The following is a 26,544-nucleotide window of genomic DNA, read 5'->3' as shown; positions in this document are numbered from 1 at the left end:
TTAATTTTACGCAGCGGCTTTCTCGCTAAAGCGATCAACCCACAACGCAATGATACCATCGCCTGTTACATTACAGGCAGTACCAAAACTGTCTTGCGCTAAATAAAGGGCAATCATTAATGCCACTGCACCTTCATTAAAACCAAGCATACTTGTTAACAAGCCTAACGCAGACATCACTGCACCACCTGGTGCACCCGGTGCTGCAATCATTACAACGCCTAACATCATAATAAATGGCAACATACCAAACAATGACGGCACATCCATATTAGGTGATAAAAACATGACAGCCATCGCACAGGTAACGATTGTAATCGTCGAACCTGATAAATGAATGGTTGCACATAGAGGCACAGTAAAGTTTGCAACATCTTCTTTTACATTGTTGGCTTTACTAGAGCGTAACGAAACTGGAATCGTCGCCGCGCTCGACATTGTACCTAAAGCAGTAAAATAAGCTGGCAGCATATTTTTTACAAGCTCTAATGGGTTACGCTTTAATAATAAACCAGTTGTTACATATAAAACGGTTAGCCATAACCAATGCATTATAAGTGCGGCAAGTAACACAATACCGAAGGTTTGAAGGGTATCAACGACGGTACCAGCCACTGTCATTTCAGCAAACACACCAGCAATATAAAATGGTAATGCTGGAATAATTACTTTCGCCAACAAGCCATCAATAACATCGCGACCTTGATCTGACACTTTCTTTAAAGTATCTAGCTGCAACTGGCTCATACCAATACCAAACACAAATGCGGTTGCAAGCGCGGTCATCACACCCATTAACGGCGGAATTTCTAGATCAATAAAGCTACCCACTTCTGTGGCAACTTCAGCTTCAAATGTTAAGCCACCATCAAATAATGGGATCATGGCACTTACGAGTAAAAATGCCAATGTGCCAGCAATGATGGTAGAGCCATAGGCAAAGCCAACTGTTTTGCCAAGTAAGTGGCCCGAGCCTTTTGGCAAACCAGCAATACCTGATGCAATAAAAAATAAAATAATCAGCGGAATCGTAAAGGTGATCAACTGACCAATAATTTCTTTTGCTGTATAAAGGAGTTCAACACCCGTTAGTGGCACATACAAGCCCACTAAAATACCGGCAACAATACCGGCAATTAATTTAAGAATTAACTTCATAACGATCACTTCTTTTTTGTGGTGGTAACCTTTTACCACGTTTTGATTTACTTTTGTTATAAAACAGCCAAATTTGTGTTTGATTGCCTAATTTACCACCACGATTATCCTGAATCTAATTTGAACGTAAATATATGCACCCTATCGCGTTGCATTTGTTAACAAACTCGTAAATTAATAACATGCGCGCAGTTTTGAATACCAAAAATAGTACTTATGTATAAATCAATTTTAAGTGTGGCCCTTTTGTGTACGCCTTTTACAAGCTTGGCGACTAGCCTACCCATTCAACTTCCATTTATTGCTGAATCTGCAACAGTTGATGGTCAACTGGATGAACCTAGTTGGCAGCAAGCCAGAAAAATAATAATCGATAATGTCACTTGGCCTTACGAGAATGCTAAGAGCCCAGTCACTACCTTTGCCTATGTCTATGAAGATGGCGAAACCTTATACATAGGTTTTGAAGCAAACGATCCGAACCCTGAACTTATTCGCGCTTTTTACCGTGACCGTGATGCTGCATGGAATGATGACCTAGTCGGCCTAAAAATAGATTCATATAATAATTCGCAGCTTGCTTATCAATTTTTTATTAATCCATTAGGTGTGCAACAAGACTCCATTGAAAATGAGCTTACAAAACATGAAAGCTCTTCATGGGATGGTATTTGGGATAGCGAAGGCGTTATTCATGACCGTGGTTATACCGTTGAAGTGGCTATTCCACTTCGCGTACTTAACTTCGATGACAGCATTAAAACCAAAACCATGGCTATGGAGTTTGTCAGATTCTTACCACGCAGCGAACGTTTGCGTCTTTCCAATATGAAAATTGACCACGGCAATAACTGCTGGATTTGCCAAATGCCAAGCTATCAAGGTTTTGAAGAAGCCAAACAAGGGAATAACGTGGCCGTGATCCCCTCTATTGTATTAGGCAAAAATGAAACCCGAGAGATAGAGAATGCTCATATTGATGAATGGGAAAGTGAAAACACCACCGAAGCAAGCTTAGATTTGAAATGGGGTATAACACCCGATATCACATTAAATGCCACTATTAATCCTGACTTTTCACAAGTTGAGGCCGATGTAGCGCAGTTAAGTGTTAACAACAACTTTAGCTTGTTCTTTCCTGAAAAGCGGGCATTTTTTCTTGATAATGCAGACTACTTTGCTTCAACACTCAATTTAATCCACACCCGTAATATTGCTCAACCTGATTACGGCACAAAAATAACGGGTAGCAAAAATGGTCATACTTTCGCAGGCTTTATAGCCAACGACAATCAAACCAATGTGCTGATCCCTGGCAACTTGGGCTCGTCGCTTGTCTCTCTTGACAGTAAAAGTGAGAACGGTGCTTTGCGCTATCGATACGATTTTGAATCAGGTTTGTCATTAGGCTCAACAGCCACACACCGTCAGAGTGATGACTACAAAAACACGGTATACAGCATCGACAGCAAATATAAACCAACGGTGAACGACACGTTTCTCGTACAAGTCCTGAAGTCGGAAACTCAGTACAGTCAAACATTTATCGATGAGCTTTGCGATGGCAATAACTGCACACAGCCAGAACAAGTGACATGTGAAATCAATCGCGACTGTGATTATAACGAAGGAGTTTTACGGGTACTCAACCAACAGGAGCAATCAGGGAACGGTTACTTTGTAAAATACCAACACGACGAAAAATATTGGCGTGCGTTTGCAGACTATAATTACCGCGATGCCGACTTACGCGCTGATTTAGGTTTTATTTCACAAGTTGATTTTAAAAAATTTACCACCGGTGGTGAATACCGCTGGTATGGCGATAAAGGTAATTGGTGGAATCGAGCTAACCTTTATGCCGATTGGGATATTACACATAACGAGAATAACGAACTACTTGAGAAGGAAGCGCAGTCAAGTTTTTCAGTCAGTGGCCCATTACAAAGCTTCTTTGAGTTATCAGTTGAACATCGAAACCGCAGAGGGCTTCGTCATGACAAGTCACGACTAGACATAGATGACAACACGGATCTATTTAGCGAAAACGGCATTGGCTTTTACAGTGACTTTAAGCCACAGGCAGGTTTGTTTGCCTCTCTATATATGTATACCGGAAATGCAGTCGATTTAGCGAATAACCGTGTTGGTGAAAAGCTGCATATTCGCCCTGTTCTAAATATGAACTTAGGCAAGCACTTTGAAGTACGATTACGTCATACATACGAACAACTAGAAGCTGATGGTAGCGATGTTTTCACTGCTAATTTAAGCGATGTACGTTTGACTTACCAATTTAACGTCAATAGCTTTTTACGTCTCGCTGTTATTTACACAGACCTAGAGCGCAATCAAGCTAACTATCAAGACGACGTAGACAGCCAATACAAAAAGCTCGCCACACAATTACTGTATTCATACAAATTGAACCCACAAACAGTCTTTTTTGCTGGCTATTCTGATAATGGCTACCAAGATGATGAACTGTCATCAATCACCCAAGAACAACGAACCTTATTTGCTAAGTTCAGCTACGCTTGGTTATTGTAGACTCATTAAGGGCACTCAAACGAAGTGCCCTTTTGTCCTTTAGTTTTAAAGCTTATTCCTAAATGCTATAAGCCTATTCGCTATATGTTATAGCCAAACTTTACTTTCGTTTTTTATTAGGCGAAGTAAAGTGTGACTATTACAGATCGATAGCCTAAGCTATTTGATCCCGATTGAATAAATTGCTTCCAAGGGAACATTATGTCTAACATTTTTGAAGATAATTCATTAACGATTGGTAACACACCAATTGTAAAGCTTAACCGCGTTACCACAGGTAATGTGTTTGCTAAAGTAGAATCACGTAACCCGAGCTTCAGTGTTAAATGCCGTATCGGCGCTTCAATGATCTGGGAAGCTGAAAAGTCTGGCGTTTTAACAAAAGACAAAGAGTTAATTGAACCTACATCTGGTAATACGGGTATTGCATTAGCATTCGTAGCCGCTTCTCGTGGTTACAAATTAACTCTGACTATGCCAAATACAATGAGCTTAGAACGTCGTAAGCTATTAAAAGCATTGGGTGCAAACCTTGTGTTAACCGATGGTGCTAAGGGGATGAATGGCGCAATTGAAAAAGCGAAAGAAATTCAAGCGAGCGAGCCTGAAAAGTACATTCTTTTACAACAATTTGAAAATCCAGCCAACCCTAAAATCCACTTTGAAACCACGGGCCCTGAGATCTATGATGCAATGGATGGAAAAATCGATATTTTCGTAGCTGGTGTAGGCACGGGCGGTACAATCACTGGCGTGAGTCGTTACCTTAAGCTTGAAAAAGGCCTAAATGTGCAATCTGTTGCTGTTGAGCCAACAAACTCACCTGTTATCAGCCAAACGCTTGCTGGTGAAGAAATCAAACCAGGCCCTCATAAAATTCAAGGTATCGGAGCCGGCTTCATCCCGGGCAACTTAGATTTAGAAGTTGTCGATTCAGCGGAGCAAGTATCAAATGAAGATGCGATTGCAATGGCACATGAATTGATGAAAAACGAAGGGATTTTAGTCGGGATTTCTTCTGGTGCAGCGGTTGTTGCAGCTAAACGTTTAGCTGAAAAACCAGAAAATGCAGGCAAAAATGTTGTCGTTATTTTACCAAGTGCAACAGAGCGTTACTTATCTAGCCCATTGTTTGCAGAAGAATTTAGCGACAAAGAATTAGTACAGTAATCACACACTCAAAATCAAAAAAAAGGATGCATGTGCATCCTTTTTTATTACATAAAATTCAATATTATCCAATAAATTTACTGAGTTAACTTTACATCACTGCCATTTCGTCACACACTTAAAGTTATCTTGAACTGCCAAACAATAACAATGAAAAAAATACTCTTTATTTGTGCTCTATTAAGTGGCGTGCTGCTGTTCGGTTGCGGCTCTGAAGATTCTCCAAAAGGTGAAAAGAACACACCAGGAAACACGGCAACCTTATATTTCGATGCCCTTTATAATCAAAAAGATTTCGACCTTGCAATGCAATATGCCACCCCTAAAATGGCGCGCATTATGAAATCTTACGGCACAGCAAGCCAATTTGCGCGTAACCTTATTAATATGCAATACGATGAAGTCGTGATTGAAGTCGATATGACAAATATGAGTCTACGCGAACAGTACGGTGATAAAGCGAATATAAACCTAATATTTACCGGCTACTTTAATGGTAAGAAAATAGATGATATGCGCAGTGTTCAAATGATACGTAAAAAGAGCAATTGGTATATCGAAAAAATTAATCCAGACCCATTTGCACGATAAATAACGTTTAAAAAAGCCTTGCTCTTGCAAGGCTTTTTTATGCTATGAGCTACAGCTCACCGGGGGCAAAGTTATCAACAGCAATGGCTCGTTTTCGCAGCGCATTTGCTTCATTCATTCGCTCAACAACCGTGTCGTTAATCAAGTTTTTCTCTGCCGCCACCGCTATCGCATCTTCTAGCTCTAAATTACGGCCAATGGTGCCCTCTTTTTGCCACTTGCGCAGCTGCTTGAAGTCTTCATGAGTATCAATCATCGCCATAAAGGCATTTTCCATCACACCCGTCCCAGCATTCTCATCTACATAGCACAAGTGTGTTAACCTATCTCTGAACACACCAGGCTTACTCATGTGCTCACACATAGTTTGCGCCAGCTCATCACTTGGGCGGTGATAATGGTTGCCTAATGGAAACACAATACGTTTAAGTAAAAAGTTCACTACAGGGTTTGAGAAGTTTTTGAAAAAGCCATCAAATGCTTGGCCAATACTAAACAGTGAATGTTCTACTGCGTATTGAACAAACGGTAAATCGGCCTGTTGACGCCCTTCATCTTCGTAACGTTTAAGTACACAAGAAGCTAAATACAGGTGGCTGAGAACATCGCCTAAGCGTGCTGAAATCATTTCTTTGCGCTTTAACTCGCCGCCTAAAACTAACATCGCTACATCGGTGCAAAACGCTAAGCCTCGGCTCATGCGCCCTAATTGCTTATAATACACAGAAGTGGCACCACTCACAGGCGCTTTGGCAAAATAACTACGCGTTAAACCGTGTACAAAAGCCATCCCCGCATTACTCCCAGCAAACAAAATATGCTGTAGTAGTAGCGCGTCGAACTCTTTTAACGCTAAGTCGTGATCTTCCATTGCAGCAGCTTCCATTTCTTTAAGTACAAATGGATGGCAGCGGGTTGCGCCCTGACCAAAAATCATTAAATTACGGGTAAGAATATTAGCGCCTTCTACCGTAATAGACACTGGGATCCCCATATAACCATGAGCTAGATAGTTATTAGGCCCGACTTGAATTCCCTTGCCTGAATGAATATCCATTGCGTCGTTCATTACTGTACGACCCATTTCTGTCATATGGTATTTGGCAATCGCAGTGACTACCGAAGGGCTCAATTTTAAATCAATGGCTCCTGCGGTCATGAGTCGAGCAGACTCAAGCGTGTAAGTTAACCCGCCGATGCGTGCCAAAGCCTCTTGCACTCCTTCAAATTGACCAATAGAGACACCAAACTGTTGACGAACAGTGGCATAGGCAGATGTCATCCGTGAAGCTAAATGCCCGGTTGCTGTGCTTAAGGCGGGTAACGAAATACCGCGGCCTGCGCTTAAGCATTCAACCAACATACGCCAACCTCGTCCTGCACCCTGCTTTCCACCAATAATCCAATCAAGCGGAATAAATACATCTTTACCATACGTGGTGCCATTCATAAACGCCATATTCAATGGATAGTGGCGCTCACCTGTTTGCACGCCTTCGTGGTCGGTTGGAATTAACGCACACGTAATGCCCAGCTCTTTTTTATCACCTAGTAAACCATCGGGGTCATACATTTTAAACGCGAGCCCCAACACGGTCGCAATCGGTGCAAGCGTAATGTATCGTTTCGACCAGTTAAGTTTTAAACCAATGACTTCTTCGCCATTAAACTCACCTTTACACACGACACCCGTATCAGGAATACTCCCTGCATCTGAGCCGGCCTCAGGTCCTGTTAATGCAAAGCATGGCACATCATCACCTTTTGCAAGGCTTGGTAACCAACGCTCTTGCTGCTCTTTTGTACCGTAATGAAGCAGTAATTCTCCCGGTCCTAAGCTATTAGGAACCATAACCGTCACAGCGGCTGTTAGACTCTTAGTGGCGATTTTAGACACAATGGTTGAGTTAGCAATTGCCGAAAATTCACGACCACCAAACTTCTCTGGAATGATCAGTGCAAAGAAACCTTCTTTTTTCAGGTAATCCCATACTTCTTTAGGCAGGTCTTTATCTTTTTGAACAATTTGATAATCGTCGAGCATTGCCAGCAAGGTTTCTACTTGCTCAGCTAAAAATGTACGTTCTTTTTCGCTCAACTCAGGCTTGGGAAAGCGATGTAGCTTTTGCCAATCAGGGTTACCACTAAATAACTCACCATCCCACCAAACATCACCCGCTTCCATTGCTTCGCGTTCTGTTTGAGATAAAGGCGGTAATACCCTTTTAAACATACTAAATGTAGGTCGCGTGATCAGGTTTATGCGAATATCTTTCACAGCAAAAATCACAATCACAGCAACCAGTAACAGAATAATTACAGTAGTCATTGTGCAATCCTTTTATTTTAATCAACTGCCTCAAGTATGACTGATCGTGCCATAAATACAACGTGTCAAATCGTAACGGTGACTCAATTCGGCTCTTCGCTTGTTCTTTTTTTCGACACTGCTATTATGCCACTACCATACTAAAACTACTGACACATCAGAGCTCAGCCAGTAGTTCGATAACAATAACATTCTTTAGGGAAAAACTATGAAGACTCCATTTAAGCTCAGTGTGAGTGCTGTAATGGTCGCAAGTGCCTTGGCACTTTCTGGCTGTAACGACGAAGCGCCTACTGCGAAAACAACGACCACGCAAACACCACCCCAAGCAACAGCACAAGATGCAGATAAATTTATCGCAGAAACAGAAAAAGAATTAAGTGCACTGTTTTTAGAATCGAGCCGTGCTGAATGGATTTACGCAAACTTCATTACTCATGACAGTGCTGAGTTATCAGCAGAAGTTAATCGAAAAATGACTGAATCGGTTGTGCGACTCGCTAACGAAGCAGCCAAGTTTGACAGTATAGAGCTTGATTACGATGCGCGCCGAAAACTCGATAAACTAAAGCTAGCTCTCACATTGCCTGCACCTCAAGATGCAGCAAAAACTGCTAAGTTATCACAGCTTGTGGCTGAACTCGGCGGTATTTATGGTAAAGGGAAATATTGTAAAGAAGAGGGAAATTGTTTAAGCCTAGGTGAAATGACCGCTAAAATGGCCACCAGCCGAGACTACAACGAACTACTCGATTTATGGCAAGGTTGGCGACAAGTATCAAAACCTATGCGCCCGTTGTATGAACAACAGGTTGTGCTAACCAATGAAGGCGCTAAAGAACTAGGTTACGCAGATACAGGTGCAATGTGGCGAAGCAAGTACGATATGCCTGCTGATGATTTTGCCAAAGAACTCGATCGTATTTGGGGTCAAGTTAAACCACTTTACGAATCGCTTCATTGTCACGTTCGTGCAAAACTGGGTGAACAATATGGTGAAGATAAAGTACCCCAAGACCAACCAATCCCAGCACATCTATTAGGCAACATGTGGGCACAAACGTGGGGCAATATCTATGATGTTGTTGCGCCTGAAAACGCAGATCCTGGTTACGATGTGACAGCATTGCTTGCTGAACACGATTACGATGAACTGAAAATGGTTCGCGGTGCAGAAAAATTCTTTACATCAATGGGATTCGCACCACTTCCTGACACGTTCTATGAACGTTCATTATTTATAAAGCCTCGTGATCGTGATGTGTTGTGTCATGCCTCTGCATGGAACATCGATAGTAAAGACGATTTACGAATTAAAATGTGTATTCAACGCACAGGCGAAGAATTCTCAACTATTCACCACGAGTTAGGGCATAACTTTTATCAACGTGCCTACAACACTCAACCGGTTTATTATCAAGAAAGTGCGAACGATGGTTTCCATGAAGCAATTGGCGACACCATTGCCCTCTCGGTAACGCCGGGTTACTTGAAAGAAATAGGCCTGTTAAATGAAGTGCCTGATGAGTCTAAAGATATTGGGCTATTAATGAAAATGGCTCTTGAGAAAGTCGCCTTCATTCCATTCGGCCTGCTTGTCGACCAATGGCGCTGGAAGGTATTCTCTGGCGAAGTAACACCTGAAAACTATAATAAAGCATGGTGGGAGTTACGTGAGAAATATCAAGGTGTGCAAGCGCCAATCGCTCGAAGTGAATCAGACTTTGATCCCGGTGCAAAATACCATGTTCCAGGTAATGTGCCTTATACACGTTATTTCTTAGCTCATATTTTACAGTTTGATTTCCACAGAAGCCTTTGTGAAATTGCGGGCAACGAAGAAGCCATTCATCGCTGTTCTGTGTATAACTCTAAAGAGGCTGGTGAGAAACTAAATGCAATGCTTGAAATGGGCTCGAGTCGTCCATGGCAAGAAGCACTTGCCACCATTACCGGTAAAGAACAAATGGATGCCACTGCAATCTTAGATTACTTTGCACCATTACAAAAATACCTTGATGAACAAAATAAAGACCGTGAGTGCGGTTGGTAAACAACCTAAAGCAAAAAGCCCGCATATGCGGGCTTTTTCATATAATCAAATAAATGATTAGAACTGCAGGCTAACGTTTGCGAAGTATGCATCGTAATCTGAGTCATCCCAGTTGTTTGCATAACCCACTTTTAAGCCCACATTTTTGTTGAAATAATGTTGAGCACCAAAGCTGTAATCATCTTCTTTGTTAAATGTAACAAATGCCGATGTTGCTTTTGAGAAATAGTAGTTAGAACCTAACTCCCATGAACTACCTGCATTATCAGTATCAGAGATAGTCCCTTCAACCGTTAAGTAATTACCTTGTTTAAGGTCCATGAAGTACTTCGCATTCACCGCGCGATAATCAAAGTCATCATCCGCTGTTAATGTGAAGCCCACGTAATCTGTGCTGTTTAGCTGGTGATTGTACTTAAGATCAAACATCACCGAATTTTCACCGTCTTCAACGTCGATGAATGTCGCTTTTAACAGTAGGTTCGGATTAAAGAAATAACCCGCAGATACGTTAAATACATCTGTGCTCGAACCATAGTCATAATTGTTATAGCCCGCACCAAATACGAAATCTTTTACAAAGTACTCACCGCCAAGACCCGTCACATCACCAAAGTCATCATCAGCATACGAACCATACACGTTGGTTGTTTTGTTGATGTATTCAAATTGATCATACGGACCTAATGTCGTCTTTGGAGCAAAGTAGTAAGTTGAATCAACACTCACAGTGTCGTTGCCATCGGTGTCCATGTACCCTAAATGGCTAATTGATTGATAACTATCCGCAGCAGTCGCGGCAGTTGACAGAAGCATACTTGAAATAATAACTGCTAACTTTTTCATAAACAGATTTCCCTATTAACATTGTTTTATTGCTATTAAAAACTAGCCTGTTGGCTAATGTGGGCACATGCTAACGTGAGAAAACTGAACAACAACTTAACTAAGCATTTGTTTTTACTATACTAATTGTAATAAAGTGTCGGTAAATGTAAAGAAAAAGTTGGCTTAAACGGATGTTCAAAGCCCCCTTTTTTCTAGAAAAGAACAAGCAGTTCAGTACCTTATATAGAGAATTGGCTTATAATTTTATAAACTTCATTAATGTTATCTCCGGCTTTAAAGTCTTTAGTGATTGGTGTTGGATCTGACCCAACCCAAATTTTCAACTCCGCATCTAAATCAAAATGACCGGCACTTTCCTTACTAAACTTGGTGATTTTTGAATAAGCAATACTCAAAATTTCCATTTTAGAACCAGTAACACCTTGTTTATCAATAAGGATTAGTCTTTTATTGGTAAAGATAAACATATCGCGTACAACCTTGTAGGCTTTTTGTACGCTTTCTCCTTCAATTAATGTATTGGCAATTAAATGCTCTAAGTCACTGTTATCGACTTCGCTTGCATTCCCCATTAACCCACTTAATAGACCCATGATTAGCTCTCCTTATTAAATATTTGATTTTCAAGTGTATGACCATTAACCAATTGGCGATAGTGCCAACCTTGTTGATAACAAAAATGAAGAAGATTGATATCAAATGGGTCAGCGCCTTTTTCAAACTCTATAACATATTCTTTTGATTGACTCATATAGACATGGTTGACCTCTGGCAAACTTGATAGTTTGGTCTCTACCCCGTCGTATAATTGACTCAGTTGCAAAGTGATATAATGTTTGTTGTCCTGACTTGTTGAACGAGCTTGATGCTCGCTTAACACACCTTGGTCTAAATGCAGCACTTGAGAGCATAAACGCTCGAGTTCAGTTAAATCATGCGAGCTCAAAATAAAAGTCGCTTCATTGCTAAGTGTACTGACAAGCTCGCGCACTTCACGCGCATGAATCGGATCAAGGCCAGCGGTTGCTTCATCTAGCATCACGATTTCAGGTGTGCCTATTAATGCTTGCGCAATTGTGACACGCTTGCGCATACCATGCGATAAATCATCAGGGCGCTGTTTAGCTACCTCAGCCAAACCAACCAGCTCAAGTACGCGTGCGGTTTCTTTGTTGCGTACCGCATTGCTTAAGCCTTGTAATTGACCATAAAAATTAAGTTGATGGGCAATGCTAAAGCGCGGGTCCAGTTGAGCATCTTGTGGTAATGCAGTGAGCTTACCAAACAAGGCCGCACTGCCCGGTTTATGTCCCATTACCGATAAACTTCCTGCGCTAGGTAAAATGTAACCACAGAGCAAACTAAATAGCGTTGTTTTACCGGCTCCATTTGGCCCAACCAATGCCACTGGTGCCCCTTTACTAATTTCGAAACTGACATTATCGAGCGCGCGTTTGCTGCCATAATTTTTCGATAGACCTTCGCCACGAATTAATACGGTCATAATGAACTCCTTGCAAAAATACGCTCAGCCACAACTAACAAAACAGCTGTCTGCAGCAAAGGTAAACCGACACCTAACATCAGCCCTGCCCTTTGCCCTGCCATAAGGTCAATTTGATAACCTGGAAACAGATAATTTAACACCTCAAAAATAGGCCATTGCCAGCTTAAAAGACCAATAATAATGTTCCCTGCTGCAAAAAATAAAATAGCCAAAACAAAGGATAATCGCGCAGAACGTGCAAACGTATTTAAAAAACTCATTAACGCGATAAATGGCATAACGGTGATCACTAAATGCAGTAATAAAACAACACTGCGGCTAAGCCCAGATACAAATAAGCTCGGCTCTCGGTACGCTAACATCGAAACAGTGGCCATTAAGGTCACAAATAAAAGTACGGTGAGTATTAATAACTGCCCTAAAAAGCGACCTATAATTATTTCGCTGCGCGTCGCTCTCAAGGATAAAAAGCGCAGTGTGCCGCGTTGTTTATCTCCCACGGTTTGGTCACTGCATAAAAATAAACAAAAACCAGGAAAACTAAACAAAGCAATAAGCCAATACACCGCAAGTTCTGATTCTGGCCAATCGAGAAGTTTACTAATTCCGATAGCACCAAACATTTGCCTCGCAAAATCGGCAAAATCTGGCGAACTTATTAAGCTAACAGATTGCGCTATGGGGTAGCGTAAAATTAATAACCAACAAATGGCAAATGCGGCAACGGCTAGTAACCCTCTTTTGGTTAAAAAGAGTCTTACAAGCTCAAATTGTGCAATTTGCGCAAGGCGTTTAGGATGTAACTGCGTCACTCATAATCCTTAATGAATTTTAATATTTAATTTACACTAAGGTGAAACAGCTTGAATTACCAGAAAAAAAGAGCCGATAAACGGCTCTTATGTAACAAAGTATATTTTTAAGTTAGAGGTGCTGCTCATAAATGGCGAGTGCTTGATCTAAATCGGCTAGCAAATCAGCCACATCTTCTAGGCCTATATGTAAACGTATCACAGGGCCTTGCGTCCAACCAGTTTCAGAACGCAGTCCTTTCATGGTTAAATTTGCCGTGACGAGGCTTTCATATCCTCCCCATGAAAAGCCCATTTTAAAATGCTGTAAGCTATCTAGAAATGCATCAATGGCTTGCTGATTACCTGCTTTCATTACAAATGAAAACAAGCCATTACTGCCATCAAAGTCACGCTTAAAGAATTCATGCCCTGGGCATGTTTCGAATGCAGGATGGCGTACATGATCAACCAATGGGTGGGTTTCAAGCCATGTTGCAACGTCAATTGCAGCTTGCTCATGTTGTTTTAATCTCACAGCCATCGTACGAAGGCCGCGCAATGCTAAATACGCATCATCTGCTGAGGTACATTGACCCAATAAATATGAGTTTTCTCTTAATGTTGGCCAATATTTTTTGTTTGAAACCGCCACACCCATCATTACATCGGAGTGACCAACAATGTACTTTGTTGCAGCTTGAATACTGATATCAACACCGTGCTCAAGTGGGCGATAATGCAAACCGTTCCCCCACGTATTATCGAGCATGGTCATCACACCACGTTCGTTTGCTTTAGCAACCATCGCTGGCACATCTTGAATTTCCATGGTGATTGAGCCCGGCGATTCTAAAAATAGCACGCGGGTGTTGTCTTTTATAAGCGCACTAATGCCCGCGCCAATGCCTGGCGGGTAGTAAGTGGTTTCTATGCCCAAGCCCGCCAATATTTTATCGCAAAAGTCGCGTGTCGGCTCATAAGCCGTGTCGACCATTAAAATATGATCACCCGTTTTTACAAACGACAATAAAGCGTTACTAATAGCCGCAGCGCCTGATGGATAAAGCGCACAGCCTTCGCCACCTTCAAGTTCAGCGATGGCTTCTTGTAATGCAAAGTGTGTTGTTGTTCCTCGTCTGCCATAAAAAAGTGTTTTATCACCCCGTTTTTTTGCTGCTTCCTTTAACTCTGCAACTGAGTCGAATACCACCGTTGACGCACGTTGCACTACCGGGTTAACAACGCCTTGTGTATAGGCTTTCTTACGCCCTGCAGAGACGAGTTGGGTATTTCTATTTATCTTTTTCATTTGTTTTCCAATCTGCTTTACAGGTTGCGCCAGTGCTCAACCAAAAATCGTGAAATAGAATCTTGTCGTGTTAGCTTAAGGTGATTGCCTTGTTCATGCCATTGCCCAAATTCATTAAGTTCTGCACGACTAAACCATCTCGCATCGTCTAATTCGTCTTTATCAACTAAGATATCTTCTGACACGGCGGTTGCCATAAAACCAAACATTATAGAGGAAGGAAATGGCCACGGTTGAGAGGCAATGTATTGAATGTCTGTCACCTCAATCCCCGCTTCTTCCATTACTTCGCGTGCAACGGCTTGTTCTAACGTTTCGCCAGGATCAACAAATCCAGCAAGCGTTGAATAAACCCCTTCGGGCCAACTGGCTTGGCGGCCTAGTAAACAGCGCTCAACGCCATCAGCAAAGGTTTTTGTTACAATCATAATAACGGCAGGATCAGTGCGCGGGAATGTTTGATGTTGGCAGGTTTGATTTTCACATAAGCGTGAATGACCCGCTTCAACCATGTTATTTTCATGACCACACCGACCACAAAAGCGATGCGTTGCATGCCAGAAGCACAAACCTCTGGCAAGGGCTGCAATAGAGCCTTGTTTAAGTTCAACTTGAGGGCCTAACTTGCGAATATCAACAAATTCAGCACCATCAAGTACGGGAGCTATTACCGATTCTGGAACGTCACTTACATCCAATGCAAAATGAGCAATGTCCTGCTCATCAAGGCCAAGCAAAATGCCTTTTGATAAGTCTAAATGATCCACTTGCGATAACCGTAAATAACATACTTGCGGCGTATCTTTTACGAATAAACTTTGATTTTTATTAACCAATAACCAGCGGCTTTGCGAATTTATTTGTGCCTTTAGCCACTTAGGATCTTTGCGACGATTTGATGCACGGTCCAATGGCATTTGAGAGTAATTCAGCATGACGTTCCTTTGAAATAATTTACATCTTCTACTCTAACCATTTAAAGAAACTACGTTTTAGTATCCTAAAAAGGTTCGTCTACGAAATTACCATAAGCTGATGATAAACCCAATTTATAACGGGCATAAAAAAAGCCCAAATGGGCTTTTTTATGCTCTCTCACAATTTTACAAGCTCGCTAGGTGTGCCTGTAATTTTTGGTTTTCAGCCTCTATGTGCTGATAAAACGCCAAATCTTCTAATTTACTTGCGGCAGCTTTATCGATAATAATCACTGCATCTTTGTGTAGCTGCAATGCTGATGCTGGGCATTTCGCCATTAATGGGCCTTCAACCATCGCATGTACAGCATCGGCTTTACTTTCACCTGTAGCTAGCAGCACCACTTTTTTAGCATCGAGAATGGTGCCAATCCCCATCGTAATTGATAAATGAGGCTGGTATTCGCCCTCAGCAAAAAAACGCGCGTTATCATCTATCGTTGCTTTAGTCAGTGTTTTAACACGTGTGCGTGATGCAAGCCCTGACGACGGCTCATTAAAGCCAATGTGACCGTTACGACCAATGCCCAGTAATTGCACATCGATGCCGCCCGCATCGACAATTTTTTGCTCGTAGTCTTTACACGCAACCAAAGGATTCTCTGCATCCCCTGGCGGCACATGCGTATTGGCTTTATCGATATCAATATGATTAAACAGCTGCTCATTCATAAAGTATCGGTAACTTTGTGGATGCTCACCTGTTAAACCTAAGTATTCATCTAAATTAAATGTTGTCGCTTGGCTAAAGGAAATATCACCCGCTTTATTTTTAGTAATGAGTTCTTGATATAGCGCAACAGGTGTTGAACCTGTTGCGAGACCAAGTACTGACGCTGGCTTTTTTAATAATTGTTTTGCAAAGATGTCAGCACCATAGGCTGCGACTTGTGCGGCATCATCAAGAATCACTATTTGCATATCGATTAGCTCTAATTTTAAGTTGGAAAAAAATGGGATCTAAAACCCAACCACACGTGCAATCTAATTGGGTTTTAGATCAAGCCACTGCCAGGATACGGTACAGTGACTACAACCATTATGACAACGCTGTCATTATCACTTTTAGATTTAAGTTTGTAAAGTAAAAGTGAATAAAAAATAACTGTTTTCGACAAAAATATGGGGCTATTTTGTCATACACTCACGAAAATTTTGCGGCGGTACATCCAATGTAACACCAGCATTTGAACGGCCAGTAATGCAATAACACTCATTAAAGGCTGCCATATTTCTGGTGTTGAGCGGATCACTCCACCAAACACACTTTGGCTTACATAGCCCCAATTCACCAAACTTGATGCCAAATAAATAATAATTGAATTAGCACCAATGATCACAAATGGATACGCTGCTCGCTGGCCTGGCAGAATATCCACCAGCGCGTAAAACACAGCAAGTAACATCGCACTCCAGCCAACAGTGACCAATACAAACGAACTCGTCCATAATTCTTTATTTACCGGAAAATGTAAGTCCCATAACCAGCCTAAACACACACAGATAACCCCTGAGGCAAACAGTATTACCGACATTTTCCATTCACCCATTTGCTGAGCTCGGGCAATAAGTTGGCCTGCAAACACACCGATTAAAGCATTAACAATCGCTGGAACATTCGACAGCACGCCTTCTGGGTCAACGACACGGTTTTGATAGCTAATACCTGGTAATAAATGTGCATCAAACCATGCATTCCAACTCCCCGCTGCAGATAGGTCCCCTGCACTGCCACCGGGTACTGGCACAAAGCACAAAAGGACCCAATAACCGACTAAAATAGACAATGCCGTGATAACTTGAGTACGCAGACTCGTGTGCCACACTAGCATGGCACAAAAAAACCACGCGATCGCAATGCGACCAAGTACACTGGCATAACGGATTTCATCAAGCGCCACAGGCATGCCTGTGCCCCAACCATGATTATACAAAATCCCTAATAGGCACAATAATAACAAACGTTTAGCTGCCTTACGGTAATACACTTTACGCTCATCCCAACTTAAGTGGTCAATGCGCTTCGGTGCAAGCCCCATAGCAACGCCTGATAAGAAAATAAATAACGGGAAAATTAAGTCATAAAAAGTAAAGCCATGCCAGGCACTGTGCACAGTATGTGCTTCAAATACTTTCCAGCCAGTCCAGCCTGTTAACACAAATAGCGCTGCGAATATCGACTGACCACCTAATATCCAAAACATGTCCATGCCACGAAGCGCATCTAATGAGGCTAAACGTTTTTTTGTAGGGTGTGTTGTTGTCATGTTATTACCTCGAATACAAAAAGCCCCGCGATACAACGGCGGGGGTTTTTACCAGGGAAGTTAATTACAGCGCTTTACCAGCAATAAAAGTAGCTGTCACACATTGATGCTCATCAAGTACGACAAAATCGGCATCATAGCCTTCTAGTAAGCGGCCTTTTTTCTTTAAACCGAGGTACTGTGCAGGATACAGTGACGCCATGCGTAATGTTTCCGCTAAACTAACATCTAAGGTATTCACGGTGTTTCGCACCGCGCTTGCCATGTCTAATACACTGCCCGCCAACTCGCCCGTCGTTGAATTTAAACGATCACCTGTTCGAATTACTTTTCGACCATCAAAAAAATCAAATTCCATATCATTTGTACCCACAGGTGGCATCGCATCTGTGACTAACATGATTTTCCCACGTTGCTTGGTACGAATTGCCAACTTGGCTGATGATGGGTGTACATGGTGACCATCAACAATCAATCCGCACCAGCTGTTATCATCCCAAAGTGCGGCACCAACAACACCAGGCTCTCGAGAAGTAAACGCTGACATAGCATTAAATAAGTGTGTAAACCCATCGGCTCCCGCAGCAAGTGCTGCATTCGTTGTCGCAAAATCAGCATTCGTGTGACCAATAGATACTTTTACACCACACTCGATTAAACGAGCAATGTCGTCGGTACTGACACTTTCAGGTGCCAAGGTCACCATTTTTATACCCAAGTCTTGACGTGCATAAATCGCAAATTCTTGTTCTGTTATTGGTCGAATGAATTGCTCACTGTGTGTGCCTTTTTTAGGGAATGATAAATGTGGGCCTTCAAAGTGTATTCCTAGTACCCCAGGTACCCCCTCAGCAAGTGCTTTGGCTGTTGCATCAGCCGCCATCGCCATTACTTCAACTTTATCGGTGATCAAGGTGGGCATCAGTGCCGTAGTGCCAAACTGACCATGTGCTTTCGCTATTCGGTCTAAGCATTCTGTTGTTTGCTCAGCATTAAAGAAGGCACCGCCTCCTCCATTCACTTGTACATCAATGAAACCCGGAGCGACTAAGCCATCTAATTCAATCGCATTATCAACAGCATCAACAAATGTCATCACCCCATTTGCAACACTAAAAAAAACATTTTCTAAAAACTCGTCACCGGTAAACAATGACGTAGCATGATAAGTAGCCATTACAGAGCAACCTCTTGATTTTGTTCGAGCACTGATTGTTGTGCGAAATACACAGCGCCCATTTCTGGTGGCTGAATAGGCGCTTCTACGCGTTTTGCTATCTCGGTATCAAGCCATTTATTAAGGGGCTCTGCTAGGCCACCAATCATCGATAACCGAGGAGGCTTATTTTCAAGTAAACGGTGCGCTAATTTACTCACATAATCAGCACCATCTTGAACGATAGCAGTGGCAACCGCATCGCCATTATTAGCAGCGTCAAACACATAGCGCGCTAGTTTTGCATAACTACTTGAAGGCTGTCCCGACATTTGCTCAACAATACCCATCGCATTTTCAGCAGAAAAATGTTCAGTAATCACTCTCGTTAAGCTCGTTGAAGGCCCTAAGCCATCTAAATTAAGTAATGCGGCTTTAATTGCTTCTAAGCCCATCCATGCGCCACTTCCTTTGTCACCTAACGCAAAACCGTGGCCACCAAAGTTAGTCGTGCGACCGTTTACGCATGAAAAACCACATGAGCCAGTGCCTGTAATAATAACAGCGCCATCACTGCCCTCATGTGCCCCTATACACGCGGTGTGTAAGTCGGTCGTTAAGAACATTTGTTTGAATGGATGATCCCATTCCATAATTTTATCGTAAAGGCTCGGAAGATTTACACCCGCTAATCCTAAACCAGCATAAAGTTGATGAACCGTTTCAAGGGGTAATCCCGCGTCTCGAAGCGCAAGCTGTGTGGAAACCATGATTGATTCAAGTGTGCGTTCCAAACCATGTAATGGATTCGCTGGACCACCCAGGCCGGTTCCTAATACACCCTGTTTAACAGAGTAGATAGTTGCTCGACATTTCGTTCCGCCACCATCAATACCAATAAACAACTGGTCCTCACTCACACTCTTCGCCATCATTTAACGACCCCTAACCTTCGTTTAGTTTTTGTCTCAATCGCACTTTTTTTCTTATCTGAATGCGAAATCATCTCGACCCATGTTGATTTAATGTTACACAACAAATGACAGCGTTGTCATTATATTTTTTATAAAAATTAGCATTAGTTTCATATTTATTCATAATTCACTGAATTAAATAGCTTTATTTAAAGGTAAGAAATTTTAATTCTCCATCAAGGATGGCTGATAACGCTTTCATTCACACCTTTTTTGGCATAAATCTGGTTTTGACAAACCACGTTTCCTTTATTTGTAATCAGTGTAACTCATGTTAGCTTAGCTGAAATAATACTTTATTTAAATATTTTATTTATTATGGAATAATTTTTCTTCACTTACCGAGCAACAAAGAATCATCAATACAATGAAACTCAGCAGCAGCGTGTTTAAGCACATCGGCAGTAAGGTATTCAGCGCCATACACATCGCAAGGAATGTGGTAGTTGTGTGCTAGGTGGCCAAGCAATAAGGCAAAGTCACCATCGCCGGAGAGCAAAATCATTTTATCGAGTTGTTTTGCATGCTCAAGCATATCAATGGTAATACCAACATCCCAATCCCCTTTTGCGCTCCCGTCGCGGCGTTGAATAAAAGGTTTAAGTTTTACCTCAAAGCCAATCGCACGGAGAATATTTTGAAACTGAGACTGTTTCTCATCACCGCGATAAATTGCATACGCAATCGCGCAATCAATCTGATATCGTTCGCTCATTTTCGCCCAGAAGGCATTGTAATCAAAATTCTTTTTATAGCTCTCTCTGCAGGTATAATAAATATTCTGCACATCAACAAAAATGCCGACTTTTGGCTTATCAACTGCTTGCATACTGATTCTATTCTTAGTGGTTTGATCACACTGTAGCATATCTTGGTTGAAATTTACGAAAGAGTAACCTAAATTGGTTACATAAAACAAAGTAACCGAATTTGGTTACTTATCGCGATGTAACCGAATTAAGTTACTTTAAAAAGGAAATCCATAATGATAGCGGTGATCAGTGGTGATTTAATTAAATCACAAAAAATCCCCCAGCAAGAATACGACGCGATGCTGTATCAGCTTGATCAGAGTCTACGCTTTATTGCTAATCGGTTCGACGCTGACTATACCATTTACCGCGGCGATGCTATGCAACTGCATCTAGCGACGCCTGATACAGTATGTTGTGCGGCGATACTTTTATATTTGCAAATGAAAGCCGCTAATTATGAGCTCAGACAAAGCCTGGCCATTGGAAAGGTTGATAATCCACGGGCTGATATAAAAACAGCCACAGGCAGTGCCTATACTCTATCTGGCCGGGGGTTAGATAATATGGGCCATCAACGACTCATTTTACAAATAGACAATCAGCCCCTTGACGAGGGTTTTTTACTCAATATTGAACTAATTGAAGTATTACTTGAAAAAATGAGTCAAAAACAAGCAAATGCGTTGTTTTATTATTTAACAGCAGAACACAACAATCATGCCGAACTTGCTAAAGAACTCGCAACAAGCCGAGCCAATGTCACAAAACTTTTAAATTTAGCTCACTACCAATTAATTGAACGTTTTATGCAGTACAGCCAAACCACACTCAAAGGAATGACAACATGAGTTTTTCATTACTTATCGTAAGCTTAATTTTAGCGCATTTAATTGCCGACTTTTACTGGCAACCCATGAGCTGGGTGCATGACAGAAATACACGCCACTTTCGTGCCAGTAAACTTTACTTACACGTGCTCACCCACGGTGTTAGCTCATTTTTGGTGCTATTACTTTGGGAGTTTAATTATGGTTGGCAAGCGCTTTCAAGCGTCGTTATCGCCACGGCAGTAATTATGGTTACACACTATGTAATCGACCTTGCTAAATCTTACTCAAGTAAAGGCGTGGTTCCTTTTATTGTCGACCAACTTGCACATTTAGTTGTCTTGTTGTTACTGGCTATATGGTTAAGCGACAACGATGAATTTTTTACACATAGCTGGGAATGGTTGATACAACCGGCGACATTATGGGTGCTGTGTGGCTATTTATTGGTTTTAAATCCAACAGCGGTGTTTATTCGCATGATGTTAGAGCGCATCACATCTGGCTTTAGCGCCACTGGCAGTTTACCAGCCGCAGGACAAAGTATTGGCATGCTTGAGCGCGTATTAATGCTAACATTTATCTTACTGGACCAATTTGCAGGCGTTGGCTTTTTACTTGCAGCAAAATCCGTATTCCGCTTTGGTGATTTAAGTGCCAGTAAAGATAAAAAACTGACTGAATACGTTATGCTCGGTACCTTACTCAGTGTCAGCATGACTTTATTCATTGGCTTAGCGGTTAATTACCTCAAAGCAGTGTGACTTTGCAGACCCATAAAAAAACGCGCCAAAATAGGCGCGCTTTTTATTAATCAACCGATAAATTAGCTGTTATTTGAGCCACCGTTTTTAGGGCGACGTTTGCGTTGAGCATTCCCCCCTACAGACTGACGCTTAGCCCATGGGCTTTGTGTTTGCTCGTCACTTCCTTTAGTGGCATTAGATTTTTTTCCCGAACCACCACGGCGTGGACCTATGCCACTGCCATTGCTATTTGGTTTTTTACTATCCGACTTCGGCTTAGAAAACGGCTGTTTGGCTTTTTTCGGCTTTTTAGGTTTAATTGGGCGTGCATCAAGCTCTCTTTCAGGCACGGGATTGCTTGGTTCAAACCCCGCTTCAGTCGCGCGCGGGATCAATTCACCAATAAAACGTTCAATACCGTATAGATCAATGGCATCCTCGGCTGTCACAAACGAAATAGCATGCCCAGAAGCACCTGCACGACCAGTTCGACCAATACGGTGTACATAATCTTCGTACACATTCGGCAAGTCGTAATTGATAACGTGTGGCAGCTCAACAATATCAAGCCCTCGGGCTACGATATCTGTGGCAACTAATACACGTACTTCGCCATTTTTAAAACCTTCAAGCGCTTTAACACGCGCACCTTGCGATTTATTACCATGAATAGCCGCGCCCACAATGTCATCACGCTCTAACTGTTTAACCAAACGGTTAGCACCGTGTTTGGTACGGCTAAAAACTAATACCTGTTGCCAATTGTTGGTACGAATCAAATGGCTCAATAGGGCTGTTTTTCTTGACTTATCAACCGCGTAAACCGATTGTGACACGGTTTTTGCGGTGGTGTTTTTAGCTGCTACAGAAATCTCGACTGGGTCGTTAATAAGTCCCTTTGCTAAGGCACGTATTTCATCAGAGAACGTCGCTGAAAACATCAAATTTTGACGCTGAGTAGGTAACTTCGCAATGATACGTTTAATATCGTGAATAAAGCCCATATCAAGCATACGGTCGGCTTCATCAAGCACTAACACTTCTAAGGTATCAAACTGGAGCGCATTCTGATTATGTAAATCCAGTAAGCGTCCCGGTGTTGCAACTAAAATATCAACACCTTTACGAAGGCGCATCATTTGCGGGTTAATTTTAACGCCACCATACACCACAAACGAACTAATATTAGAATGCTTAGCATATTCCTCTACGTTTTCGCTCACTTGTAATGCAAGCTCACGTGTAGGTGCAAGCACAAGCGCGCGCACGCGATTTCCACTTGCCTTTTTGCCTTTGGCTAAACGCTCGATTAACGGTAAAGTAAAACCTGCTGTTTTGCCTGTACCGGTTTGCGCCGCGGCCATCACGTCTCTACCCGCTATAATCGCAGGGATCGCTTGTGTTTGAATAGGCGTAGGTGTTTCATAGCCTTTTTCTAAAACTGCATTAACTAAAGACTGTGATAATCCTAAGCCATCAAAACTCATAGTGTCTCTCAAATTCAAAAAGTCAGCTGAATTGCCGAAGTGCGCGCATTATACCTATGATAGCCAATAATGCATGGAATTATTTTATAACGGCGATTTATTGGTATGTGTATTAAAGACGAAAAAAGCGGCCTGAGCCGCTTCTTTCTAGTCGTTTGCTTTTACTTAACGCCTAGCTCACGTAAACGTTCTTGTAAATAACTATCGGCAGTATAGCGCTCAGACAATACAACATCTGGACGCGGGTGAAGGAATAACGGTAACGAAATGCGTGATTTCGTTGACGCTTTACCCGTTGGGTTGATCACACGGTGAATAGTCGATGGGAAGTAACCACCCGACGCTTCTTGTAACATGTCACCAATATTGATGATCAGGTTACCAAAATCACACGGAACATCTAACCAACCGCCATCTGTTGTTTGTACTTGCAAACCTGGTTCGTTCGCTGCTGGTAAAACCGTTAATAAGTTAATATCGCCATGTGCAGCGGCGCGAATCGCACCCGGCTCTTCATCACCCGTCATGGGGGGGTAATGTAAAATACGTAGAAGTGTTTGCTCAGAGTCTGCAATCATATCTTTAAGATCGATAGAAAACTTAGCACGCACGTCTTCTGGTGCTTCAGCTTGAACCCAGCTTAAAAGTGTGGCTGCAAACTCATTGGCTAAGCGATAGTACTCACGAATTTCTTCTTCTAATTGTGCGGGCACTCGGCCTTTAGGATAAACGTGGTAGTACTCTTTAATATCTTTTACGGTAAAGCCTTTTGCAACTTCAGACACAGACGGCGGGAAATAACCATCTTGTGTTTCTTTTGAGAATAAAAACGCATGCTTTTGCTCAGAATTAAAGAATTCTTGCCAATTTTTATAGATTGATTCAACTAATGACTGAGGAATTGGGTGATTTTTTAATACACCGAAACCTGTGTTTCTTAGTGACTCAACAAATTGAGCGGCCGCATCGCTCGCTTTATAATCAACGGTAGGTAAATGTTGCATTGTCTTTTCCAGTGAATAAGGTTCTAGAAGTCTGTGCTAAGCATAGCATTTCTTCATTATAGCGCTTCGCGAGGATAGAGAAACGCAGTTAAAAATATAAGGACTTATGTCCTCCCCTACAGGCTGAGTTCCTGAAATTTGACACAGATCAACTAAACTTTATCGACTATAATACACACGCTAGAACACACTTTAATGTGCTTATTTAGATACGTTTCAACGTAAAAGGATTGTTTATTCTACACCGCGATGCCAATTTTCCATCCGCGTCGTCATGTAAGGCGGCTCAGGATTTAAACTTGGGTCACCGTTTAATTCATGCGCAACTTCAACCGTTAAATAGCCATGCTGATGAAAAACCTGCTGCGCAAATTGATAATCTGTATGCGCCATACCGTAACCTGCGCCAATAAAAACAACGGGGCACTTTTTCTGCGCGGTGCATTTACTATCGGTAGGCGTTATCGTCACTGGAATATGGCGCGATCGTTGGGTATCAAACAAAACCTCAGTTTCAGTAGCAATGGCTCGCTGTCCAAAAAGTGTAAACGCTAATAACAAAGTTATTTTTCTTATAGTCAACACTTTCTACTGCTCTAATTTATATTCTAAACTGCGTTTAACCATCGGCCACTCGCCATCAATAATTGAAAACACCACCGTGTCACGCACATGCCCATCGGCCATTACTTGGTGGTTTCGAAGTACACCGTCTTGTTTAGCCCCTAAACGTGCAATAGCATTGCGTGATGCCATATTATGCCAATGAGTACGAAACTCTACAGCAATCACATGCAGCGTTTCAAAAGCATAATTAAGCAGTAACTTTTTGCATTCGGTATTGACGGCTGTGCGCTGAAAGCGCTTGGCATACCAGGTATAACCAATTTCTAAACGGCGGTTTTTAGTATCAATATTACAAAAACGGCTTGAACCGATAACCTCGCCACTTTGCTGGTCTATAACTGCAAATGGTAATGCTCGGCCCTGAGCTTGTTGCTCAAATGCCATGGTTAAATAGTCATCAACTCGCTCTTCATTGGGCACAGAGGTAAACCATAATTTCCACAACTCACCATCTGCGGCTGCATTTACAAGTGCATCACGATGCGCTGGTGTTAATGGCACTAATTTAATAAATTTTCCTTCCAAGGAGGTGGGACTTAAATTCATGGCTTTCCTTAATCCTATTAGTAATGGTACTTAATCCACCAGCTCTATATCGAGCCCGGCGAGTAAGTCCAAAGCTGCATAACGCTCGAATTTAGCTTTACTTATATTATTAGCGGTTATATCAATAGCAAAATGGCTGGCGCCAATAAAATTAGCTTTACTGAGATTCGTTTGTTGAAACACGCTGTCACGAAAATCAGTATCAGTAAAATCAGCAGATGATAAATCCGCATGCCTAAAATCAACATCTTTGGCAAAGCAGCTGCGCATTTTTAAGGCCTTTAAACTGAGTTCAAAAAAGCTGCTATGGCTAAGTTCACAGCCAATAAAACTCACAGGGGCACGGGTGGCAAGCAGCGGCCAATCAACATCTGTAAAGCGTACACTGGTTAATTTACACGCTTTAAAGCTCACCTCTTCAAGTGAGGTATACTTGAGCCCAAGCGCCACTAAATTACAGTTTTTAAACTCGCATTCTATAAACCGACAGTTTTCAAACTGGCTGTGGCTAAAGTCGCAATCGATAAATTCGCATTGCTCAAATTCGCAATGCGAAAATGTTTGCCCTGCTAGGTTTACTTCAAAGGTGTGTTCAAAGGTGTGTTCAAAATAAAGCGAATGGCTTGTGATCACGCGCTCGTCTCAATATCTTTTTTAAGCGCCAGTACAGCAATAAATACCAGACCAAATAAAGGCATTAAACCTAACAAACCACCGATAATAGCGACAATGATAGGGGTTGTCGTTTTACGTTTACCGAGGTAATAACTCATTACAGCAAAAAACGGAACTAAAATAAGCATTAAGTAATTAATAAAGCTGGCGTTTATATTCATACCCACTCCTTGAAATACACCATATAAAAATT

General features: G+C 41.9%; 25 protein-coding genes. 6 read left to right on the top strand and 19 right to left on the bottom strand.

The features are described 5' to 3' along the window. Positions 1-6 precede the first annotated feature (6 nt). A complete protein-coding gene (locus tag H3302_RS06325; RefSeq protein WP_036971603.1) occupies positions 7-1,158 on the bottom strand; it encodes a dicarboxylate/amino acid:cation symporter in 1,152 nt (383 codons plus the stop codon). A 216-nt stretch (positions 1,159-1,374) separates the two neighbouring features. Here H3302_RS06325 and H3302_RS06320 point away from each other — a divergent pair, with 216 nt between their 5' ends. The 3 genes from H3302_RS06320 to H3302_RS06310 all read left to right on the top strand — a co-directional run bounded on the left by H3302_RS06320 (position 1,375) and on the right by H3302_RS06310 (position 5,469). Beyond that, positions 1,375-3,708 (top strand): carbohydrate binding family 9 domain-containing protein, encoded by a 2,334-nt coding sequence (locus H3302_RS06320; protein WP_182396276.1) that lies wholly within the window; start codon positions 1,375-1,377, stop codon positions 3,706-3,708. A 201-nt stretch (positions 3,709-3,909) separates the two neighbouring features. Continuing rightward, complete coding sequence (cysK, locus tag H3302_RS06315) at positions 3,910-4,878, top strand: cysteine synthase A (RefSeq protein WP_036969317.1); 969 nt, start codon at positions 3,910-3,912, stop codon at positions 4,876-4,878. Positions 4,879-5,028: 150 nt separating this feature from the next. Next, positions 5,029-5,469, top strand: a complete 441-nt coding sequence (locus H3302_RS06310; RefSeq protein WP_036969320.1) for a hypothetical protein — start codon at positions 5,029-5,031, stop codon at positions 5,467-5,469. A 49-nt stretch (positions 5,470-5,518) separates the two neighbouring features. Here the strand turns inward: H3302_RS06310 and H3302_RS06305 are convergent, their stop codons facing one another. Next, on the bottom strand, positions 5,519-7,798 hold the full coding sequence (locus tag H3302_RS06305; RefSeq protein WP_075594113.1) for an acyl-CoA dehydrogenase: 2,280 nt from the start codon (positions 7,796-7,798) through the stop codon (positions 5,519-5,521). A 208-nt stretch (positions 7,799-8,006) separates the two neighbouring features. On the opposite strand from H3302_RS06305, the gene H3302_RS06300 reads away from it, so the two are divergent. After that, on the top strand, positions 8,007-9,851 hold the full coding sequence (locus H3302_RS06300; RefSeq protein WP_074989862.1) for a M2 family metallopeptidase: 1,845 nt from the start codon (positions 8,007-8,009) through the stop codon (positions 9,849-9,851). A 57-nt stretch (positions 9,852-9,908) separates the two neighbouring features. Here the strand turns inward: H3302_RS06300 and H3302_RS06295 are convergent, their stop codons facing one another. The 11 genes from H3302_RS06295 to H3302_RS06245 form a co-directional block, all read right to left on the bottom strand. Further along, positions 9,909-10,697 carry a putative porin gene (locus tag H3302_RS06295; RefSeq protein ID WP_036969325.1) on the bottom strand — a complete coding sequence of 263 codons (789 nt, stop codon included), beginning with the start codon at positions 10,695-10,697 and terminating at the stop codon, positions 9,909-9,911. A gap of 221 nt (positions 10,698-10,918) precedes the next feature. Next, entirely contained in the window at positions 10,919-11,293 is a 375-nt protein-coding gene (locus H3302_RS06290) for a PH domain-containing protein (RefSeq protein WP_036969326.1), read from the bottom strand. 2 nt (positions 11,294-11,295) lie between these two features. Then, on the bottom strand, positions 11,296-12,204 hold the full coding sequence (locus tag H3302_RS06285) for an ABC transporter ATP-binding protein (protein WP_065979344.1): 909 nt from the start codon (positions 12,202-12,204) through the stop codon (positions 11,296-11,298). Continuing rightward, positions 12,201-13,019 carry an ABC transporter permease gene (locus H3302_RS06280; protein ID WP_036969330.1) on the bottom strand — a complete coding sequence of 273 codons (819 nt, stop codon included), beginning with the start codon at positions 13,017-13,019 and terminating at the stop codon, positions 12,201-12,203. Before H3302_RS06280 ends, H3302_RS06285 begins: the two co-directional genes overlap by 4 nt. Positions 13,020-13,131: 112 nt before the next feature. After that, positions 13,132-14,310 carry a cystathionine beta-lyase gene (locus H3302_RS06275; protein WP_036969333.1) on the bottom strand — a complete coding sequence of 393 codons (1,179 nt, stop codon included), beginning with the start codon at positions 14,308-14,310 and terminating at the stop codon, positions 13,132-13,134. Between the two features lie 17 nt (positions 14,311-14,327). Further along, complete coding sequence (gene nudC, locus H3302_RS06270) at positions 14,328-15,245, bottom strand: NAD(+) diphosphatase (RefSeq protein WP_075594117.1); 918 nt, start codon at positions 15,243-15,245, stop codon at positions 14,328-14,330. A 168-nt stretch (positions 15,246-15,413) separates the two neighbouring features. Continuing rightward, positions 15,414-16,208, bottom strand: a complete 795-nt coding sequence (gene nagB, locus H3302_RS06265; protein ID WP_180311498.1) for a glucosamine-6-phosphate deaminase — start codon at positions 16,206-16,208, stop codon at positions 15,414-15,416. 215 nt (positions 16,209-16,423) lie between these two features. Further along, on the bottom strand, positions 16,424-17,554 hold the full coding sequence (gene nagX, locus H3302_RS06260) for a transmembrane glucosamine N-acetyltransferase NagX (protein ID WP_065979347.1): 1,131 nt from the start codon (positions 17,552-17,554) through the stop codon (positions 16,424-16,426). A gap of 64 nt (positions 17,555-17,618) precedes the next feature. Further along, the gene (gene nagA / locus H3302_RS06255; protein ID WP_036969341.1) at positions 17,619-18,731 is read right to left on the bottom strand and encodes an N-acetylglucosamine-6-phosphate deacetylase; all 1,113 of its coding nucleotides are present in this window, start codon (positions 18,729-18,731) and stop codon (positions 17,619-17,621) included. Then, positions 18,731-19,645 (bottom strand): N-acetylglucosamine kinase, encoded by a 915-nt coding sequence (nagK, locus tag H3302_RS06250; protein WP_036969344.1) that lies wholly within the window; start codon positions 19,643-19,645, stop codon positions 18,731-18,733. The genes nagA and nagK overlap by 1 nt, the downstream gene beginning before the upstream one ends. A gap of 373 nt (positions 19,646-20,018) precedes the next feature. Further along, complete coding sequence (locus H3302_RS06245; RefSeq protein WP_081759726.1) at positions 20,019-20,513, bottom strand: NYN domain-containing protein; 495 nt, start codon at positions 20,511-20,513, stop codon at positions 20,019-20,021. Between the two features lie 156 nt (positions 20,514-20,669). On the opposite strand from H3302_RS06245, the gene H3302_RS06240 reads away from it, so the two are divergent. After that, positions 20,670-21,287 carry a hypothetical protein gene (locus H3302_RS06240; RefSeq protein WP_074989714.1) on the top strand — a complete coding sequence of 206 codons (618 nt, stop codon included), beginning with the start codon at positions 20,670-20,672 and terminating at the stop codon, positions 21,285-21,287. Continuing rightward, positions 21,284-22,030 (top strand): DUF3307 domain-containing protein, encoded by a 747-nt coding sequence (locus H3302_RS06235; protein ID WP_036969349.1) that lies wholly within the window; start codon positions 21,284-21,286, stop codon positions 22,028-22,030. Before H3302_RS06240 ends, H3302_RS06235 begins: the two co-directional genes overlap by 4 nt. Positions 22,031-22,092: 62 nt before the next feature. On the opposite strand, the gene H3302_RS06230 is transcribed toward H3302_RS06235, so the two are convergent. From H3302_RS06230 to H3302_RS06205, 6 genes are all read right to left on the bottom strand, one after another. Next, complete coding sequence (locus H3302_RS06230; RefSeq protein ID WP_065979349.1) at positions 22,093-23,499, bottom strand: DEAD/DEAH box helicase; 1,407 nt, start codon at positions 23,497-23,499, stop codon at positions 22,093-22,095. Positions 23,500-23,660: 161 nt separating this feature from the next. Continuing rightward, on the bottom strand, positions 23,661-24,503 hold the full coding sequence (locus H3302_RS06225; RefSeq protein WP_036969353.1) for an isopenicillin N synthase family oxygenase: 843 nt from the start codon (positions 24,501-24,503) through the stop codon (positions 23,661-23,663). A gap of 234 nt (positions 24,504-24,737) precedes the next feature. Next, a complete protein-coding gene (locus H3302_RS06220) occupies positions 24,738-25,088 on the bottom strand; it encodes a hypothetical protein (protein WP_182396275.1) in 351 nt (116 codons plus the stop codon). 3 nt (positions 25,089-25,091) lie between these two features. Continuing rightward, positions 25,092-25,676, bottom strand: a complete 585-nt coding sequence (locus H3302_RS06215; RefSeq protein WP_074989717.1) for a GNAT family N-acetyltransferase — start codon at positions 25,674-25,676, stop codon at positions 25,092-25,094. A 30-nt stretch (positions 25,677-25,706) separates the two neighbouring features. Continuing rightward, complete coding sequence (locus tag H3302_RS06210) at positions 25,707-26,309, bottom strand: pentapeptide repeat-containing protein (protein ID WP_409076800.1); 603 nt, start codon at positions 26,307-26,309, stop codon at positions 25,707-25,709. Continuing rightward, the gene (locus H3302_RS06205) at positions 26,306-26,512 is read right to left on the bottom strand and encodes a hypothetical protein (protein ID WP_036969362.1); all 207 of its coding nucleotides are present in this window, start codon (positions 26,510-26,512) and stop codon (positions 26,306-26,308) included. Before H3302_RS06205 ends, H3302_RS06210 begins: the two co-directional genes overlap by 4 nt. Between the last annotated feature and the right edge of the window lie 32 nt (positions 26,513-26,544).

Source organism: Pseudoalteromonas sp. MT33b (assembly GCF_014117385.1).
Taxonomy (GTDB): Bacteria; Pseudomonadota; Gammaproteobacteria; order Enterobacterales; family Alteromonadaceae; genus Pseudoalteromonas; species Pseudoalteromonas lipolytica.
The sequence above is the reverse complement of the archived record's forward strand: the minus strand, read 5'-3'. Positions and strand labels throughout refer to the sequence as shown.

Excerpts from the sequence above, each read along its gene's own strand:
- H3302_RS06235 (WP_036969349.1), top strand. The coding sequence starts at position 21,284 with ATGAGTTTTTCATTACTTATCGTAAGCTTAATTTTAGCGCATTTAATT.
- H3302_RS06215 (WP_074989717.1), bottom strand. The coding sequence starts at position 25,676 with ATGAATTTAAGTCCCACCTCCTTGGAAGGAAAATTTATTAAATTAGTG.
- H3302_RS06245 (WP_081759726.1), bottom strand. The coding sequence starts at position 20,513 with ATGCAAGCAGTTGATAAGCCAAAAGTCGGCATTTTTGTTGATGTGCAG.
- H3302_RS06290 (WP_036969326.1), bottom strand. The coding sequence starts at position 11,293 with ATGGGTCTATTAAGTGGGTTAATGGGGAATGCAAGCGAAGTCGATAAC.
- H3302_RS06240 (WP_074989714.1), top strand. The coding sequence starts at position 20,670 with ATGATAGCGGTGATCAGTGGTGATTTAATTAAATCACAAAAAATCCCC.
- H3302_RS06275 (WP_036969333.1), bottom strand. The coding sequence starts at position 14,310 with ATGAAAAAGATAAATAGAAATACCCAACTCGTCTCTGCAGGGCGTAAG.
- nagB (WP_180311498.1), bottom strand. The coding sequence starts at position 16,208 with ATGCAAATAGTGATTCTTGATGATGCCGCACAAGTCGCAGCCTATGGT.
- H3302_RS06305 (WP_075594113.1), bottom strand. The coding sequence starts at position 7,798 with ATGACTACTGTAATTATTCTGTTACTGGTTGCTGTGATTGTGATTTTT.
- nudC (WP_075594117.1), bottom strand. The coding sequence starts at position 15,245 with ATGCTGAATTACTCTCAAATGCCATTGGACCGTGCATCAAATCGTCGC.
- H3302_RS06295 (WP_036969325.1), bottom strand. The coding sequence starts at position 10,697 with ATGAAAAAGTTAGCAGTTATTATTTCAAGTATGCTTCTGTCAACTGCC.
- nagK (WP_036969344.1), bottom strand. The coding sequence starts at position 19,645 with ATGATGGCGAAGAGTGTGAGTGAGGACCAGTTGTTTATTGGTATTGAT.
- nagX (WP_065979347.1), bottom strand. The coding sequence starts at position 17,554 with ATGACAACAACACACCCTACAAAAAAACGTTTAGCCTCATTAGATGCG.
- H3302_RS06300 (WP_074989862.1), top strand. The coding sequence starts at position 8,007 with ATGAAGACTCCATTTAAGCTCAGTGTGAGTGCTGTAATGGTCGCAAGT.
- H3302_RS06225 (WP_036969353.1), bottom strand. The coding sequence starts at position 24,503 with ATGCAACATTTACCTACCGTTGATTATAAAGCGAGCGATGCGGCCGCT.
- cysK (WP_036969317.1), top strand. The coding sequence starts at position 3,910 with ATGTCTAACATTTTTGAAGATAATTCATTAACGATTGGTAACACACCA.
- H3302_RS06205 (WP_036969362.1), bottom strand. The coding sequence starts at position 26,512 with ATGAATATAAACGCCAGCTTTATTAATTACTTAATGCTTATTTTAGTT.
- H3302_RS06310 (WP_036969320.1), top strand. The coding sequence starts at position 5,029 with ATGAAAAAAATACTCTTTATTTGTGCTCTATTAAGTGGCGTGCTGCTG.
- H3302_RS06325 (WP_036971603.1), bottom strand. The coding sequence starts at position 1,158 with ATGAAGTTAATTCTTAAATTAATTGCCGGTATTGTTGCCGGTATTTTA.
- H3302_RS06320 (WP_182396276.1), top strand. The coding sequence starts at position 1,375 with ATGTATAAATCAATTTTAAGTGTGGCCCTTTTGTGTACGCCTTTTACA.
- H3302_RS06285 (WP_065979344.1), bottom strand. The coding sequence starts at position 12,204 with ATGACCGTATTAATTCGTGGCGAAGGTCTATCGAAAAATTATGGCAGC.
- nagA (WP_036969341.1), bottom strand. The coding sequence starts at position 18,731 with ATGGCTACTTATCATGCTACGTCATTGTTTACCGGTGACGAGTTTTTA.
- H3302_RS06230 (WP_065979349.1), bottom strand. The coding sequence starts at position 23,499 with ATGAGTTTTGATGGCTTAGGATTATCACAGTCTTTAGTTAATGCAGTT.